The organism is Roseicyclus mahoneyensis (assembly GCF_003148775.1).
Lineage (GTDB): Bacteria > Pseudomonadota > Alphaproteobacteria > Rhodobacterales > Rhodobacteraceae > Roseicyclus > Roseicyclus mahoneyensis.
The window spans coordinates 1-16,575 of the sequence record NZ_QGGW01000011.1 but is presented as its reverse complement, the minus strand read 5'-3'; the positions used below and the strand labels follow the sequence as shown (position 1 = coordinate 16,575).

13 protein-coding genes are annotated in these 16,575 nt (G+C 66.9%); 6 read left to right on the top strand and 7 right to left on the bottom strand.

The genetic code is table 11. The features are described from left to right. Positions 1-21: 21 nt before the first annotated feature. Genes C7455_RS17255 through C7455_RS17240 form a run of 4 tightly spaced genes read right to left on the bottom strand, consistent with a single transcriptional unit; the run spans position 22 to position 6,743 of the window. Positions 22-2,088, bottom strand: coding sequence for a hypothetical protein (locus C7455_RS17255; protein ID WP_109670361.1), 2,067 nt, complete (start codon positions 2,086-2,088; stop codon positions 22-24). Between the two features lies 1 nt (position 2,089). Next, positions 2,090-4,849 carry a DUF4159 domain-containing protein gene (locus C7455_RS17250; RefSeq protein ID WP_109670360.1) on the bottom strand — a complete coding sequence of 920 codons (2,760 nt, stop codon included), beginning with the start codon at positions 4,847-4,849 and terminating at the stop codon, positions 2,090-2,092. Next, positions 4,846-5,739: a DUF58 domain-containing protein gene (locus tag C7455_RS17245; RefSeq protein WP_245904398.1), complete on the bottom strand. Its 894-nt coding sequence runs from the start codon at positions 5,737-5,739 to the stop codon at positions 4,846-4,848. The genes C7455_RS17250 and C7455_RS17245 overlap by 4 nt, the downstream gene beginning before the upstream one ends. Next, positions 5,736-6,743 (bottom strand): AAA family ATPase, encoded by a 1,008-nt coding sequence (locus tag C7455_RS17240; protein ID WP_109670358.1) that lies wholly within the window; start codon positions 6,741-6,743, stop codon positions 5,736-5,738. The genes C7455_RS17245 and C7455_RS17240 overlap by 4 nt, the downstream gene beginning before the upstream one ends. A gap of 62 nt (positions 6,744-6,805) precedes the next feature. Between C7455_RS17240 and C7455_RS17235 the strand changes: the two genes are divergently transcribed. From C7455_RS17235 to C7455_RS17225, 3 genes are all read left to right on the top strand, one after another. Next, positions 6,806-7,420, top strand: a complete 615-nt coding sequence (locus C7455_RS17235; RefSeq protein WP_109670357.1) for a DUF1285 domain-containing protein — start codon at positions 6,806-6,808, stop codon at positions 7,418-7,420. An 83-nt stretch (positions 7,421-7,503) separates the two neighbouring features. After that, on the top strand, positions 7,504-7,878 hold the full coding sequence (locus C7455_RS17230) for a VOC family protein (protein ID WP_109670355.1): 375 nt from the start codon (positions 7,504-7,506) through the stop codon (positions 7,876-7,878). Positions 7,879-7,937: 59 nt separating this feature from the next. Next, positions 7,938-8,627, top strand: coding sequence for a helix-turn-helix transcriptional regulator (locus tag C7455_RS17225; protein ID WP_109670353.1), 690 nt, complete (start codon positions 7,938-7,940; stop codon positions 8,625-8,627). Here C7455_RS17225 and C7455_RS17220 read toward each other — a convergent pair. Continuing rightward, positions 8,594-9,430: a cobalamin B12-binding domain-containing protein gene (locus C7455_RS17220; protein ID WP_109670351.1), complete on the bottom strand. Its 837-nt coding sequence runs from the start codon at positions 9,428-9,430 to the stop codon at positions 8,594-8,596. The genes C7455_RS17225 and C7455_RS17220 overlap by 34 nt on opposite strands. A gap of 703 nt (positions 9,431-10,133) precedes the next feature. Here C7455_RS17220 and C7455_RS17215 point away from each other — a divergent pair. Then, positions 10,134-11,120: an ABC transporter substrate-binding protein gene (locus C7455_RS17215; protein ID WP_109670461.1), complete on the top strand. Its 987-nt coding sequence runs from the start codon at positions 10,134-10,136 to the stop codon at positions 11,118-11,120. Positions 11,121-11,162: 42 nt separating this feature from the next. Continuing rightward, positions 11,163-12,836 carry an ABC transporter permease gene (locus C7455_RS17210; protein WP_245904397.1) on the top strand — a complete coding sequence of 558 codons (1,674 nt, stop codon included), beginning with the start codon at positions 11,163-11,165 and terminating at the stop codon, positions 12,834-12,836. A 3-nt stretch (positions 12,837-12,839) separates the two neighbouring features. On the opposite strand, the gene C7455_RS17205 is transcribed toward C7455_RS17210, so the two are convergent. After that, the gene (locus tag C7455_RS17205) at positions 12,840-13,868 is read right to left on the bottom strand and encodes an ABC transporter ATP-binding protein (RefSeq protein WP_109670349.1); all 1,029 of its coding nucleotides are present in this window, start codon (positions 13,866-13,868) and stop codon (positions 12,840-12,842) included. Between the two features lie 860 nt (positions 13,869-14,728). Here C7455_RS17205 and C7455_RS17200 point away from each other — a divergent pair. Further along, the gene (locus tag C7455_RS17200; protein ID WP_109670347.1) at positions 14,729-16,276 is read left to right on the top strand and encodes a phospholipase D family protein; all 1,548 of its coding nucleotides are present in this window, start codon (positions 14,729-14,731) and stop codon (positions 16,274-16,276) included. Positions 16,277-16,369: 93 nt separating this feature from the next. On the opposite strand, the gene C7455_RS20380 is transcribed toward C7455_RS17200, so the two are convergent. Next, a partial coding sequence (locus C7455_RS20380; RefSeq protein ID WP_211315514.1) for a hypothetical protein occupies positions 16,370-16,575 on the bottom strand: 206 nt, incomplete at its 5' end.

Genomic DNA, 16,575 nt, shown 5'->3' with positions numbered 1-16,575 from the left:
CATCACAGTTCATGGAGCAGCTTACCGGCGCCCCTCGCGCAGCCAGCCTGCAACGGTCAGAGCCGCCGCCAGCAGCAAGAACAGCCAGGCCGAAATCAACGGCGTCACGGTCACATCGGTGGTGAGAAACGCCTCGCGCGGGGTAAGCCCGATCCAGCCACGGCCCGAGGCGTTGCGCCCCTCGGCCACACGGCGCAGGTCGGGCATCCCGTCCTCCAGCCGCAGCACAGCGCCCGACAGCGGCTCGGTCAGCGGGGCCAGCCGATCCCCGCTCGCGATGGTTTCCTCGAACTCGCGTGGCGCGGCAGGGCCCAGCGCGATCACGGTGTCCAGCTCACCCTCGGCCAGCCGGTACAGCCCCTGTTCGGCCCCCTCGATTTCGGCCGTAAAGCGGCCGGGCGCGGTTTCCGCCAGCACGATCTCGGTCTCGGTTCCGTCCGGGGCGGTGACACGCAGCGTGCCGACCCCATCAGCCAGCGTGCGGCGCGTCACGCGGATGGTCTGGCCATCGGCCTCGGCGACCAGCGCCTCTTCCTCGAGGTCGGGTTCGCCCATCATCCAATGCGCCAGACGACGCAGCATTTCCAGTTGCGGGCCGCCGCCCTCATAGCCGCGATCCCAGAGCCAGGGTTGGTCCGAGGCCAGCAACGCAACACGCCCCTCGCCTATCCGGTCAAGTATCAGGAGCGGCGCGCCGCCATTGCCGGTCATCACCGTCTGACCCGATTGCTCGATCACCTCGATCTGCCGCGTCCAGCGGCCCCAAGGCTGATCGCTGCCGTCCAGCGGTTCATGGGTCGCGTCCAATCCGGCGGTCACCGGGTGACGCTGGCCAAGATCGGAAATCTCGGGCAGGAAGGGCGCCTCGATCACGCGAGCCGTGGGCCGACCCGGCAGGATGTCGGCCAGGGGTGAGCGGTAAAGCGAGGCGGCGGAGGCATAATCCGGCCCCGCTGCCACCAACAGCGCTCCGCCGTCCTGCACATAGCGGCGGATGTTCTCGAAATACAGCATCGGCAAGATGCCGCGGCGGCGGTAGCGGTCAAAGATGATCAGGTCGAAATCATCAACCGACTCCATGAACAACTCGCGCGTGGGGAAAGCGATCAGCGAAAGCTCCGTCACCGGTACACCGTCCTGACGATCTGGCGGGCGCAGAATGGTGAAATGGACCAGATCGACCGAAGGATCTGATTTCAACAGGTTGCGCCATGTCCGCTGGCCCGGATGCGGCTCGCCCGAGACCAGCAGAACCGACAGCCGGTCGCGGATGCCATTGATCTGCACCACGGCGGCATTGTTGCGGTCGGTCAATTCGCCTGCGGCCTCGGGGATCGTGAACTGCACCACGTTCTGGCCCGCATGTTCCAGCGTCAGGGGCAGTTGCAGCGTCTCGTTGGTGGGCACGGTATAGGTCTGCGCCACACCGCCATCGATGGCGATGGCGATCTCGGCCCGGCCCGACAGGCCCGCGGGCACGGCGCCCTGATCCTCGATCCGGAGCGTCATCATCAACTCTTCACCGATGATGCCAAAGGCGGGCGCGGTCTCGATCACCAGCCGCCGATCCCAGTCGGTCTCGCGCCCGGTAATCAGCGCATGCAGCGGTGCCGGCAGGTCGGGCACCAGTTGCGCATCGTGCAATTGCCCATCGGTGACAAGGATGGCGCCTGCGATCCTCGCGCGCGGCTCCTCGGCCAGCATCCGGTTCAGTTCCGCCATCAAAAGCGTGCCGGCATTGTTGGGCGCGTCCGCGACGGTCGACAACCGCATTTCCATACCAAGACCCGCGATCTCGGCCTCCAGCACCGCAAGAGCCTCGGCGGTCTGGTCGGGGCGGTCGGAAATCCGCTGGCTGGCCGAAGCATCGGTGACGACCAGCACGATATCGGTCATGGGCTCCCGCTCCTCGGACTGGAGCGAGGGGTTGAGAAGGGCGGCCAGCAACGCACCCGCCGCCAGAAGGCGGAAGGGCCAGCCTGAAAGCCCGCGCCAGAGCGCCAGCGCCAAGACCAGCGCGGCAGCGGCGGCCAGCGCCCAGATCAGGGCCATCGGCAGCAGCGGGTCGAACAGGATCGTCTGTGCCATGCTACTGCCCCAACCTCTCCAGAAGTGCGGGCACATGCACCTGGTCGGATTTGTAGTTGCCCGACAGCACATACATCACGAGGTTGATCCCGAAACGCATCGCGATCTCGCGCTGACGCTCGCCGGTGGCCCCGCGGCCCACCGGAAGAAGCGGCCGCCCGCTATCGTCCTGCGCCCAAGCGGCGGCCCAATCATTGCCGCCGATCAGCACCGGCGTGACCCCATCGTTGAGGTTGCGGAACGGCATCCCCTCGACCGCCTCGGCATCGGGGGGCGATGCCTCCAGCCAGACATCGCGGGACAGGTGGCGACCGGGGAAATCCTGCAGCAGGTAGAAGGTGCGGGTCAGGATGTGGTCGGGCGGCACGGGTTCGAGCGGCGGAATGTCGAGCGGTGCGGCCAGCGTGCGCAGGCGTCGCCCCTCGGGCGTGCCGGAGCCAAAGCCGCCGATATGCGCGTCGCGCGTGTCGAACACGATCATGCCACCCGACCGCAAGTAATCGTTCAGGCGACGGTAGGCCGCCGCAGAAGGCAAGGGCTGATCGGGGGTAACCGGCCAGTAGAGCATGGGAAAGAACGCCAGTTCATCACGTTCCAGATCGACCCCGATCGGTGGGGAGGGTTCCACCGATGTGCGCTGGAAAAGCGTATTCGACAGGCCCTGAAGCCCCGCGCGCGAGGTCTCGTCTATCTGTGTGTCACCGGTCAGCACATAGGCCAATGTCACCTCTGATGTGGCGAGAAGCGCGCGTTCATCTTCGGGCGACAGACCCTGCGCCTGCCCGCCTTGCGGCAGGGTCACGACCAGTGCCAGAACCGCCGCCCCGCGCGCGAGGCCAGACAAGCGACCCGCAAGCCAGAGCGAGGCGATGGCATCGATCAGCAGCAAGACCAGCGCCCCCATGAGGAATGCCGCCATCAGGTCCGTCGGGGCGATCACGCTCATCCCCTCGACCGGCACGGCGGTGGGCCATGCGGCGGGCGACAGCAAAGTGTCAGCGGTGACCACGTTGCGCGCGATCCGCCGGTTGTCCGAGGCATAAAGGCCCGGCAGAAGGTCAGCCGACAGCGGCGCCACGGCCAGCGTCTCGCCCGGCACGCCGGGGCGCGTTCCTGCGTCGCGCAGCGTGCCGAACCCGTCCAGCACCTGATCGGGGGTCCAGACCGTGCCCTCCAGATCGGCGGCCTCGGGCGTAGCGGGGCGGGTGGAAATCGCCAGCCGCTCCAGCATTTGCACGAACAGACCCGACAGCGGCAAAGTCGACCAATCGGCATTAGCCGTGACGTGGAACAAGACGACGGACCCCTGCCCATGGCCGGCGCGCGTGACCAGTGGCGTGCCGTCGGTCAGCGACGCGATGGTGCGCGCGGCCAGTTCCGGGTCGGGCTGGGCCATGACCTGCGCGCTGATCTGAACGTCGGGCGGGATCTCCAGCCCGAAGAAGGGGGAGGTGTCGGGGAAGGGGCGCAATTGCTTTGGCTCGCCCCAGCTCATGGCACCACCCACGCTGCGCCCGCCCTCGCGCAGGCGCACGGGCATCAGGGTCCCGGCTGCATCGCGCGCCACGTCGGATGCGGCCAGCCGCGGCCCGGCAAAGCGCACCAACAGCCCGCCACGCTCGACCCATTCGGTCAGCCCCTGATCCTCCTCGGGCGAGAGTGTCGCGATATCGGCCAGGATGATGACATCGGGGCTGGCCAGCAGCATGTCGGACAGCGCGCCTTCCATCAGGTCGGCAGTGGGAGCCAACGCCTGCCGCAAGTAGTGCAAGGGCGACAGCAGCGCCTGTTGCTCATCGCTCGCCCCGCCCGCGATCAACGCCACCTGCCGTCGCTGCAGCCCGTCATCGGTCAGCGTCACCGTGCCTGCGCCGCGCAGGCCCGCTACTTCGAACCGCGTGATGCGGTTCCTGAGTTCGGGTGGCAGGTCGAAGACGGCTTCGGTCTCGGTCGCGCCCGCCTCGAACACGGCCTCGGACCGGGCGAGATCGCGCGGGATGCCTGCGGGGTCCAGGCCATGGGCAACCACCTCGTAAGTCAGCGCGACCTCACTGCCCAGCCGGGCCAGCGTGGCACGCACCGCGCCATCTTCGAAGCGTGGCGGGGCCAGTGCCAGCACGTCGCGGTCGCCCTGGAACACCGACAGGGGACCAAGTTCGCGCAGGGCGGCGGTCAGGTCGTCACGGCCGGCATGGTCGAGGCCATCGGCGATCCACCAGCTTTCCAGAGGCCCCTCGAGGGTGGCGGCCCAATCGGCGGCGGCGGCCATGTCGGGGGCGTAGGGCGCGGGGGAAAGAGAGGGCAGCCGCGCGGCCCAGGCATTGGCCGATTGCAGCGGCAGCTCGCCCGGCGGCAGGTCGGTCAGCGCCACAAGCGCCACTGGCCGCCCGGCGCGCGACGCCTCGTCGAGGAGCAGGGCCACGCGGTCGGCCCTGGCGGACCAGTCGCGGGCCGACGCCCAACTGGCGTCCATGACGATCAAAAGCGGCCCCTCGCCCGTGCGCACGGTGGCCGGGTTCAAAACGGGGCCTGCGAACCCCACGATGGCGGCCGCTACAGCCGCGATGCGCAAAAGCAGCAGCCACCACGGCGTCTTGTCGGTCTGACTGTCGGCATCCTTGAGACCCAAGAGCAGCGCCACGCCCGGAAACCGACGCCGGATCGGCGCGGGCGGCACGGCGCGCAAGATCCACCACAAGACCGGCAGCGCGATCAGCGCGGTGAGCAAAAGCGGCGTGGCAAAGGCGAGCGACCCGATCATCCGCGCACCTTTTCCAGCGCCCGGTAAAGCCACAGCAGCGTCGGTTCGGCCGGTTGGTCCGTGTGATGCAGATGGTAGCGCCAGCCAGTGCGGCGGCACAGCTCCTGCAGATGCGCCTTGCGCTCGGCCAGACGCGCCAGATACGCGTCGCGCAGGCTTTTGGCCTTCAGCGTCTCGAACCGGATCGCGCCGGTCATCGATTCAAAGACCGTGCGCCCGTCGTAAGGGAACACCTCTTCATCGGGGTCGAGCACCTGCACCAGCGCGCCCCTGACCTCGCGGTCGGCGGCGCGGCCCAGCGCAGCCTCGATCGCCGCGACATCGCCGAAGAAATCCGAAACGAACACCGCCCGGCTGCCCATCGGCATCATCTGCGGCTTGGGCGCGCCGTAATCGCCCGGCTCGTGTCCGTCCATAAGCGCCTGCGCCATCCGCATCAGTTGCGCACTCCCGCCGCGCGGGGGCTCGGGCAGATGGGTCAGCCCCACCCGTTCGCCGCCCCGCACCGACACGATGGCAAGCGCCATGGCAATCGTCTGCGCGCGGCGCAGCTTCGAAGGGCGGTTGCGATGGCCGGTGAAGGTCATCGAGGCGGCATCATCCACCCCCAGCATCACCGATTGCGCGGCCTGCCATTCGGTCTGGCGGATGAAATGCCCGTCCGACCGGGCGGACCTGCGCCAATCGACCTGCCGGTAGCCATCGCCCGCCTGCGCGGGCCTGTATTGCCAGAATTCATCGCCCATGCCCGCCCGCTTGCGCCCATGCACGCCCAATAGAACCGTGGCGGCCAGATGCTGCGCATCGGCCATCAGCGCGGGCAGCGTCGAGGCGACCGCCTCAGAGCGCGACCGCAGGCTGTCAGGCGTATGGAGCGCGGCGTCGGTCAAGCCGCCAAACCGATCCGCGTGACACGGGCCGTGACCTCGTCGATCACCTGTTCCAGAACCGCGCCCTCGGCCCGCGCGCCAAAGCTCAGCGCCATGCGGTGGCCCAAGACGGGGCGGGCCAGTGCGGCCACATCATCGGGCGAGGGTGCCAGCCGGCCGTCAAGCAGCGCGCGCGCCCGGACGGTCAGCATCAAGGCCTGCGCTGCGCGCGGACCGGGGCCCCAAGCGACGGTCTTCTTCACGATCTCGGGCGCCTCGGGGCTGTCGGGGCGGCAGGCACGGACCAGATCGAGGATCAGTTCGACGACGCTTTCGCCCACTGGCATCCGCCTCACCACGCCCTGTGCGGCGATCAGTGCCTCGGGGGTAAAGACGGCATGGGCGCGGGCCTCGGTCGTGCCGGTGGTCGCCAGCAAGATGCCGCGCTCGGTGTCGCGGTCGGGGTAGGCGACGTCGATCTTGACCAAAAAGCGGTCGAGCTGCGCTTCGGGCAGAGGATAGGTGCCCTCCTGCTCGATCGGGTTCTGGGTCGCCAGCACATGGAACGGGCGCGGGAGCGGCTTGTGGTCGCCCGCAATGGTCACCTCGCGTTCCTGCATCGCCTGCAACAGCGCGGATTGCGTGCGGGGGCTGGCGCGGTTGATCTCGTCGGCCATCAGGAGTTGGCAGAAGATCGGACCTTGCAGGAACCGAAAGCTGCGGCTGCCATCCTGCGCGGTTTCCAGCACTTCGGAGCCCAGGATATCGGCGGGCATCAGATCGGGTGTGAACTGGATGCGGTTGGCCGACAGACCCATGACGGTCGACAGCGTGTCGACGAGCAGCGTCTTGCCCAGCCCCGGCAGACCCATCAACAGCGCGTGGCCACCCGACAGCATGGCCGACAAGGCAAGGTTCACAACCTCGTCTTGCCCGATGATGCGCTGCGCGATGGAAGCCTTGGCCTGAGCAAGCTTTTCGCCAAGCTGTTCGATCTCGGCAACGAGGGCCTCGGGGTCAGACATGGCAATGCTCCGGATCATGGTTATGTAGGCCAGTGGTAACAGACCTATTCCGCGGACCACAAATGGCAAAGCAAGACGGCACACAAAAGATCGTGACGGGCGGCGGTGGGGCTGGGTTGGACCAGTTGCTGCAGGCCACCAAGGAGGCGTCCAAGGCAGGCGGCTTGCCGCCGGTGCATCTGTGGAACCCGCCCTTTTGCGGCGATATCGACATGGAAATCCGCCGCGACGGCACATGGTTCCACGAGGGCACGCCGATCGGACGGGCACCGCTGGTGCGGCTCTTCTCGACCATCCTGAAGAAGGAAGGCGATGACTATTTTCTCGTCACGCCCGTCGAAAAGGTTGGCATCAGGGTCGAGGACGCGCCTTTCGTCGCTCAGGATTTTACCGTTGCGGCCGAGGGGCACGGCCCCGAACAGGTCGTGACTTTCACCACCAACGTGGGCGACAGCACGGTGGCGGGGCCTGAAAACCCCGTCCGCGTGATCCGTGACGCAAACGGCGAGCCAAGCCCCTATGTCCATGTCCGCGCAGGGCTGGAGGCGCTGATCGACCGCAAGAGCTTTTACCGGCTGGTCGATATCGGCGAGGCGCATGGCGTGGACGGCGAGGAGTGGTTCGGCCTGTGGTCGGGCGGAACGTTCTTCCCTTTCATCCCGGTGCGGGAGCTTTGATCGCTGAACACTCCTGACAGAACGCTGTCAGGAGAGGTCTGGTAGCGACAGGACATCGCAACCCCGTTACCGGAGACAGACCGATGCCCTACACACCTGCCCATTTCGCCTGCTGGTTCGAGATCCCCGTGACCGACCTCGACCGCGCGATCGCCTTCTATGGCGCCGTCTTCGACATGGAACTCAAGATCACCCAGATGGAGCCGAACCCGATCGTCGATTTCCCCACCGCGGGGCCGGCCGGCATCTCGGGGCATCTCTACCCCGGCACACCATCGGAAAACGGGCCGACGATCCATCTCGTCGTGCCTGACAGCCTTGGCGCCACCAAGGCGCGGCTGCTTGCGGCGGGCGGGCGCGTGGCAAGCCCCGACATCAAGATCCCGCCGGGCACATTTTGCTACGCGCATGATCCCGACGGCAATTCCATCGGCCTGTTCGAGATGGCGGCCCAGTGACCCCTGCCCCGCGCCCCGAGCGGCTTGGTCGCCGGGGCGCGGCGCTGTAGCGTGATCCCATGCGCCGCGCCGACCGCCTGTTCATGATCGTCGAAAGGCTCCGCCCCGGGCGGCTGGTGACGGCCTGCGCGCTTGCCGAAGCGCTGGAAGTGTCCGAGCGCACGATCTACCGCGACATCGCCCATCTGATCGGGGCGGGCCTGCCGATCGAAGGCGCGGCGGGCTTGGGCTACCTGATGCGTCCCGGCTACGACCTGCCACCCCTGATGTTTGACGCCGACGAGATCGTGGCCCTGATCGCAGGCGCGCGCATGGTGTCCACATTCGGCGGCACAGGCATGGCGCAGGGGGCGGACCGCGCGCTCGACAAGATCGCGGCGATCTTGCCGCCGCCCTTGCGCGCCCGGGCCGAAGCGGTGGCGATCCGGTCAGTCAGCGCCCGCCCGCTCGATGCCGCCACGCGGGCGGCCATCGACACACTCGAACGCGCCTGCGAGGCCCGCCAGAGGGTGCGGATTACCTACCGCGACGAGACCGGGGCGGATACGTCCCGCGTCCTGCGCCCGCTGGGGCTGTGGTTCTGGGGCACGGTCTGGACTCTCGTGGCATGGTGCGAATTGCGCCATGATTTCCGGATGTTCCGTATAGACAGGATCGCGGGGACCGAGTTGCTCGACCGTTTCACGCCCGAACCCGGCCAGCGGATGGAGGATTTCTACGCCGCCGAGTTGGACCGGCGCTGCGACTGACCCTTGCGGTTTGCGGCCACCATCGCCTCGATCCGGATCATCTGGGCCTCGGCCTCGGCCACATCGGCGACCAGCGTGACCGGCGCAGGCAGCGTGGTAAGCTTTGCGGCGTCCTTGATGATCTGCCCCGACAGCAGCATCTGCGCATCGGGCCGCGTGCGGGCCAGCGCCGCCAGAAGCCGCCGCAGTGCGGGGTAGGAATGATCGCCCGAACAGCTGAGCCCGATCACCGGCCGGTCGTCGCGTGAGATGCGCGAGACAAGCTCGTCATGGGTCTGGCCCACCATCAGCCCCACATCCCAGCCGTTGCGGCGGAACAGATCGGCGGCCATCATCACGCCCAGCGTATGTTGCTCACCCGGGACGGCGGCAAAGACCGCGCCCTTGCCGTGCGCGCAGGACGGCGTCATCCGGCTGGCGGGCATGCGGCGCAGGATCGCCTGGATGCGCGCGCTGGCCAATGCCACCTCGCTGAATGGCAGGCGGTCCTTGTCCCAAAGCTCACCCAAGCGGCGGGCGGCGGGGGCAAGATGATCGAAACAGACATCCTCGACCGAAAGACCCGCCTCCAGCAGGTCCTCGACCAGCACGGATGCGGCCAGATCATCGTCGTCGCACAGCGCATAGGCCAGCGCCGCTGCGCAGGGGTCGCCCAGCACCTTTTGCGCATCGGTTCGACCGGGCTGCGCGCGCATCTCGGCGCAAAGTCGGGCCACAGCGCTTTGCGCGAGACGCGACAGGTCAGACGGGCGACCTGGGCAATTGCCGGGGCGGGGAGCGGGGATCTGCGGTTGATCGGTCATGGCGGTCACTCGTCTTTCATCGTCTGCAAGGGCGGACACCCCGAAACCCGGGGGAACTGACCTTCTTCCGCGCGCTTCCCTGATTGAAGACCACAGTATACCGCGCAATCTGTCAACCCAGATTTACATGTTTTGCTTCGGCAAGATGACCTGCACCGTCTTTATTAATTGACGAAAATGCCAGATTTCCTGTGACTGGCAAGCAAAGTTGACAGGAAAATTCAGTCGCCGGCACCTCATCGCGCGATTCGAGGCCCGAGAAGAGGATGCCGCCGATGCGCCAGCGCCGGTGCGCCGGTGACGGTGGTCGCTCCCGCGATGACGGAAATCTGAAGGCGCGGCATGCGCCGCCGGATGCCGCAGCGCGATTGATCCCGGACTACGCTGCGCATCATGCAGGCCTTGGACCGCGGGCCGAACCGGGCCTCGACCACGCTGGCCTTCTAGAACTACCAAAACGCCTTCGCGCCTTTCGCAATGGGCTATGCCTCCGCGCTGGCCTATGTGCTGTGTTTCGTTGTCGGCCTGATTACGCTTTTGAATTTTCACCTGCGGCTGAGCTGGGTCCATGATTGGCACCCTGCGCCGCGCCAACGCGCTGATCGCGCTTTACGCGGTGCTGCTGACGTCGTCATGCGCCTGTCATCTGGGCGCGGTAGCGGACCCGTCGGGAACATTCCGATTCCGGACGAGGGGAACCACCATGAAAACGCCGATGATCGCAACGCTTGCCGCCGCCCTGCTGGCCGGCCCGGCTCTGGCCCAGACCGATGACGTGTCGGGGCGGCTGGTGCTTTACACCTCGCAGCCCAACGAGGATGCGCAGCGCACCGTCGATGCGTTCAACGCGGTCTACCCCAACGTGACCGTCGACTGGATCCGCGACGGCACCACACAGGTCATGGCGCGGCTCGAGGCCGAGTTTGCCGCCGGCAGCCCGCAGCCCGATGTGCTGCTGATCGCCGACACCGTGGTGATGGAAGGGCTCGAGGCGCAGGGCCGCCTGATGCCCTACCCGGAGGCCGATGTCTCGGCCTATGACCCGGCCCTGATGGACCCGGAGCGGCATTATTTCTCGACCAAGCTGATCACCACCGGGATCATCTACAACACCGCCGCCCCCTTCGTGCCCGAAAGCTGGTCCGACCTGCTGCGGCCCGAGGCGCAGGGCCAGATCGCCATGCCTTCGCCGCTGGCGTCGGGTGCGGCCACGATCCACATGGTCGCGCTGACCTCGCACCCCGACCTTGGCTGGGCATACTACGAGGGTCTGGCAGCACAGGGCACCAACCCGCAGGGCGGCAATGGCGGCGTCTACAACGCGGTCGCCGGCGGCGAGCAGATGTTCGGCATGGTCGTCGACTTCCTGCCGATCCGCGAGATCCCCAACGGCGCGCCGGTGGCCTTCGTCTTTCCGGAGGAAGGCGTCTCGGCCGTGACCGAGCCGGTGGCGATCCTGTCCACCGCGCAGAACGTGCCCGCCGCGCAAGCCTTCGTCGATTTCCTGATCTCGCCCGAAGGACAGCAACTGGCCGCCGACATGGGCTACCTGCCCGCGCACCCGGCCATCGCCCCGCCCGAAGGCTTCCCGGCGATGGACCAGATCCAGCTGCTGGAGTTCGACCCGGCCGTGGCGCTGGAAAATGCCGAGGACTACCGCCTGCGTTTCGTCGAGATCTTCGGCGGCTGAGCCCTGACCACCTATCGAAAATACCTGCCGGGCGGCGAGGCATTGAGCCTTGCCGCCCTCGCGCTGTTTGCGGTGGCCCTGATGCTGGTGCCGCTGGGCCTGATGCTGCGGCAGGGCCTGCTGGTGGATGGCCTTCCCTCGCTTGCGCCGCTGCAAGGCGCGCTGGGGAACCGCTCGGTCGCACGCGCCTTGTGGAACTCGCTCGACAGCGCGGCGGTCTCGGCCACGCTGTCGCTGGGGCTTGGGGCTGGGCTGGCATTGGTCGTGGGGCTGACGAACCTGCGCGGCAAGGCGGTGTTCACCTTTCTGATCCTGATCCCGATGATGATCCCGCCGCATGTGACCGCGATTGCCTGGACGCAGGCGCTGGGGCCGTCTTCGCCGCTTCTGGGCGCTGTGGGGCTGGCGCCGCCCTTGGGCTCGCCCCACCCGCTCTACGGGCGGGGCGGCGTCATCGCGCTGCTGGCGGTGCAGCACATGCCGCTGGTGTTTCTGGTGGTTCTGGCGGCGCTGCGCGCCCTGCCCCGCGAGATGGCCGAGGCCGCGCGCGTGTCGGGTGCGGGCACCGCGCGCCTGCTGGCCAAGATCATCCTGCCGCTGCTTGTGCCAAGCCTGCTCGCGGCCTATGCGCTGGCCTTTGTCTCGGCGCTCGGCAATTTCGGTATCCCCGCGCTGCTCGGAATTCCGGGGCGCTACACGACCCTGCCCGTCCTGATCTGGCAGCGCTTGTCGAGCTTCGGCCCCTCGATGTTGGCCGATGTGGCGGTGATGTCGGCGCTGATGGCGCTGATCGCCATCGCGCTGGTACTGGTCCAGACATGGCTCTCCGCGCGCAGCCGCGCGGCGCTGATCGGCCCGCCGCAGCCGCCGATGCGGCTCGACCTCGGTCGCGCGCGGCCCTTGGCCGAGGCCGGGATCGGGCTCATGGTTCTTGTGATCCTAGGCCTGCCCATGGCCGCCCTTGTCGGCACGGCACTGGTGCCCACCTATGGCGTGACCTTGACCCTTGAGACCCTCACGCTGGCCAATTTCGAACAGGTCCTGTTTCGCCAGTCGGTCACGGCGCGCGCCTTTGTGAATTCGACCCTCGCGGCGGGCGTGGCTGCGCTGGCTCTCGCCGGTCTGGGCGCGCTGCTGGCGCGGGCCACATCGGGGCCGCCGGGGCCGGGCCGAGGCATCGGGCGGGTGGTGTCGACACTGGCGGAAACCACCTATGCCATTCCCGGCATCGTCATCTCGATCGCCTTCATCCTGACCTTCCTGCGGCCGCTGCCGCTGGTCGGGGTGTCGGTCTACAACACGCTCACGCTGATCGTGCTGGCCTATCTCTGCGCCTTTTTCGCCGTCGCGCTCAAACCGGTGTCGGCGGCCTGTCTGCAGCTTGACCCCGCGCTGGACGAGGCGGCGCGGGTCGCGGGCGCGGGCTGGAGCCTGCGTATGCGGCGGATCTTCCTGCCGCTGGTGGCGCCCGCCGCGGCGGCGGGCGGGATGCTGGTGTTCCTGACCGCCTATAACGAGATCACGGTCTCTGCGCTGTTGTGGTCCTCGGGGACCGAGACGATCGGGACCGTCATCTACAATTACGAGAATGGCGGCTACACGGTGCTGGCCGCCGCGATGTCGACCGTCACGGTGGTGGCGACGGTGGTGCTGATGGCGCTGCTCGACCTGTTGGGGCGGCGGATGCCGCCCGGCGTGGTGCCCTGGCGGCTTTGAACATCAGCCGGGCAGGACCCAGCCGCCGAGCACTCGCAGACCAAGAGCCTCACCGGCGCGCACAGGTCCCGGCAGATGCACGACACAGGGCGCGGGCAAGCCCTCGACCGCCAGCTTCGCCTCCCACAGCCCGCCTCGGTAGAGCGCTGAAAGCACGCGCGCGGGCAGGCCGTCACCCGATGCCCCGACCGCCAGATCGGCTGGCCGGAACAGCGCCTCGCGCGCGCCGTCTGGTCCCTCGGCCCCGCGCAAGCGGACGGGCTGACCGGCCAGTTCGGCCACCCCGCCCCGGATCAAAACCGGCTGGATCGCGCCTTGCCCGATGAAGCGCGCCACAGCCGCCGAGGCGGGCCGGTCGTATATTTCCGAGGGCGTGCCGACCTGCAGGAACCGCCCCTCTGCCATCACCGCCATGCGGTCGGCGACCGCCATCGCCTCGCGCTGGTCATGGGTGATATAGACCGTCGTGGCGCCCGAAGCGCGGTGGAACGTGCTCAGCTCCTCCTCCATCGTGGCGCGCAGGTGCGGGTCGAGATTGGCGAGCGGCTCGTCCATCAAGATCACGCGCGCCTCTTGCGCCAGACAGCGCGCCAGCGCCACGCGCTGCCGCTGCCCGCCCGACAGGTCGGCGGGTTTGCGACCGGCGAAATCCGACAGTTCCACGGTGGCCAGATGACGCTCGGCCCGCGCCGCCGCCTCGGCCCGGCCAAGCCCCGCCGCCTCGGCTGGAAAGGCCACGTTGCCGCGCACATCGAGATGCGGCCAGAGCGCGTAGGACTGGAATACGAAACCCGTGCCACGCGCCTCGGGCGGCACATGCAGCCCCGGCCCGCTCACCTGCCGCCCGCCCAGATGGATCTCGCCCGCGTCCGCCGTTTCGAGCCCCGCAATCAAACGCAACAAGGTCGATTTCCCACAGCCCGAGGCGCCGACGATGGCAAAGAATTCCCCTTGCATGATGTCGAGCGTCACACCGTCGACAGCAGGCTTGCCGGAAAAGGATTTCTGCAAGTATTGCAAGGTGATGGACATGGGATCCCTCGGGGCCGGGCGCGACAACCCCCGCCATGTAGGCGCGCGATGTGTCGGTTCTGTAACAGATCACTCAGGCGCGCGGCAACTCGGTGCCGCCTTCGGTCAGCACGCGCTGACTTCGCCCGGATCGGCCGCGGTATAGGGCCCAGAGGTCTTGCCCGTCGTATCGGGGAAAACTGCTGCCCGATACGACGGGCAAGTGCCATGACGGAACCGCCAAGATCCTCGCTCAAAACAAAAATCCGCCCTATCGGACCGAAACAACGTCTTGTTCCATCCGAAAGCACAAACTCTGCTCGGGCGGCCAAGAAGGGCTAGCGGTGTAATCTAGGGAAGTGGCGCACCACGGAGAATGAAGGTGAGAACTGAAAAATCGTCGTGATGCTGTCAGCTAGAGACAAATCGTGTCGGCTGACGCGGCAAGATCTGAAGCTTCAGCCTTCATGACCCGAAGGCTGCAAGAGAGCGGCGAGGCGCCATAGAACGACCTTGTCCGTGCGGTGGCAAGGCTATTGGGGTTTCAGGGCGTCGGAGCAGAATTGATTGCTGCGATCGACGCCGCGCTGGTCATAAAAACCTGGCTGAGGGGCGGATGCGTCTTGGGAGCAGTCGCCTTCGCAAGGGGAGGAGAGCCGCCTTTGACCTTGCGACATCCCATCCGCAGAACACCGCTAAAGCAGCCGATCAACCTGCCCCCGTGACCGGCGGCGGTTCGCCGGTCACGTCGGTCTGGTCATCTACTTGAACAAACGGCGGATAACAGTCTGGATCACGGCAGACAGCGGCAGGGAAATCCAGCACATTGACCCTGTCCGCCGCCCAAGCGGTCAAGTCTGACGGTCACATCGAGGCACTTCATGAAGATAGTGAAAGCTCTTCTTGGTCTCGCCCTGCTCGTGGGCGTGGGCCTCGGAGCGCTCAAGCTTGCGCATCCCTTGCCCGACAGGTCAGGCATCGAGGCCGGCGTTGCCATTCCGCCCAGCCCCGATACGCGGCTTGGCGCTGCGGTGCTTGCAGGCATGGTGGACCATCCGGGGCACAGCGGCGTGGTGCCGCTTGTGGACGGGCGCGATGCGCTGTCCGCCCGCATCCTTTTGGCACGCGCCGCCGAGGCTTCGATCGATGTGCAGTACTACATCTGGCAGACCGACACGACGGGCTGGTTGTTGCTGGACGAATTGCGTGCGGCGGCAGACCGGGGCGTCCGCGTCCGGCTGTTGCTGGATGACAACGGCATTCCGGGGCTCGATGATGTGCTGGCTGCGCTGCACGCCCACCCCATGATTGAGGTGCGCCTGTTCAATCCCTTTGTCCTGAGGCAACCCAGGCTCTTGTCCTACGGGTTCGACTTTTTCCGCCTCAATCGCCGGATGCACAACAAATCGATGACGGTCGACGGCGTCGCCACGATCCTTGGCGGCCGCAACATCGGCGACATCTATTTCGTCTACGGTGAGGGCGTTGGCTACTTCGATCTGGATGTGCTGGGCGTCGGCCCCATTGCCGCGGATGTCGCGACAGATTTCGACCGCTACTGGAACAGCGCGTCTGCATACCCGGCCGACATGATCCTTGCCCCAGACCCGAACGGCATGGATGGGCTTGCGGCCGCCGCGTCCGACGCGCGAGAGAGCGTCGCTGCATCCGACTACCTTGCCGCTATCGGCGCGTCGGCGCTGGTGCGCCAGATCATGGCAGGTGACCCGATCCTTGAATGGACCGAAGTTACACTGATGAGCGATGACCCGGCCAAAGCTTTGGGGCAGGCCGACCAAAGCGCGCTCCTCATGGCGCGTCTGGCGCCGCTGCTGGCGGAAACCGAGACCAGCCTCGATGTCGTTTCGGCTTATCTGATCCCGGGCCGCGCCGGGACCGATCTTTTCTCGGGACTTGCCGGCGAGGGCCGGGAGGTACGCCTGATGACCAATTCGCTTGCGGCAACAGATGTGCCGATCGTTCATTCGGCATGGATGAACTATCGCCCCGATCTCCTCGACGCAGGCGTGACGATCCTGGAATTGCGCCCGGACCGAGATGAGAGCCCTGGTGTCGACCTGTCCGCCATCCTGATGGGGCCAAGGTCCAGCCTGCACGCCAAGACCTTCGCCATCGACGGACAGCGCATTTTCGTTGGCTCGTTCAATTTCGATCCGCGCTCGGCGATGCTCAACACCGAGATGGGCGTCCTCGTTGAAAGCCCCCGGATCGCAGTTGCGCTTTCACAGGCGCTCGACGCGCGGCGCATGGTTTACGAGGTTATGCGGAGCGACGGTGGATCACTGATCTGGCAAGAAATGACACCGGACGGCGAGGAAACGACCCACACGACCGAACCGAATGCCAGCCTGATCCGCCGCGCACTCGCAAGAGCGGCAAGCTGGCTGCCGGTGGAGTGGATTCTCTGAACCGGATCAGAACCTCAACCCCGGCATGCCGCGCGGGAGATCTGCCGGCTGCTCTGGGGGTGTCATCACGCTCCGCTCGGCTCACCCTCCACCTCAGACAAAGACGGCGCGCAGCAGGTGCTCGTAATCCTGACCGGTCAGGGGTGCGGGGTTTGTCGGGTGGCTGTGATCGGCGAGGGCGCCGTGAATGACGACCTCGAACTGTGAGCTACCCCCCGAAAATTGGACAGTGACGGAAGCTACGATCTGAGGTCTGCTGATCCCCAAGACGAGGAGATCAGAATATGTCGAAACGCAGG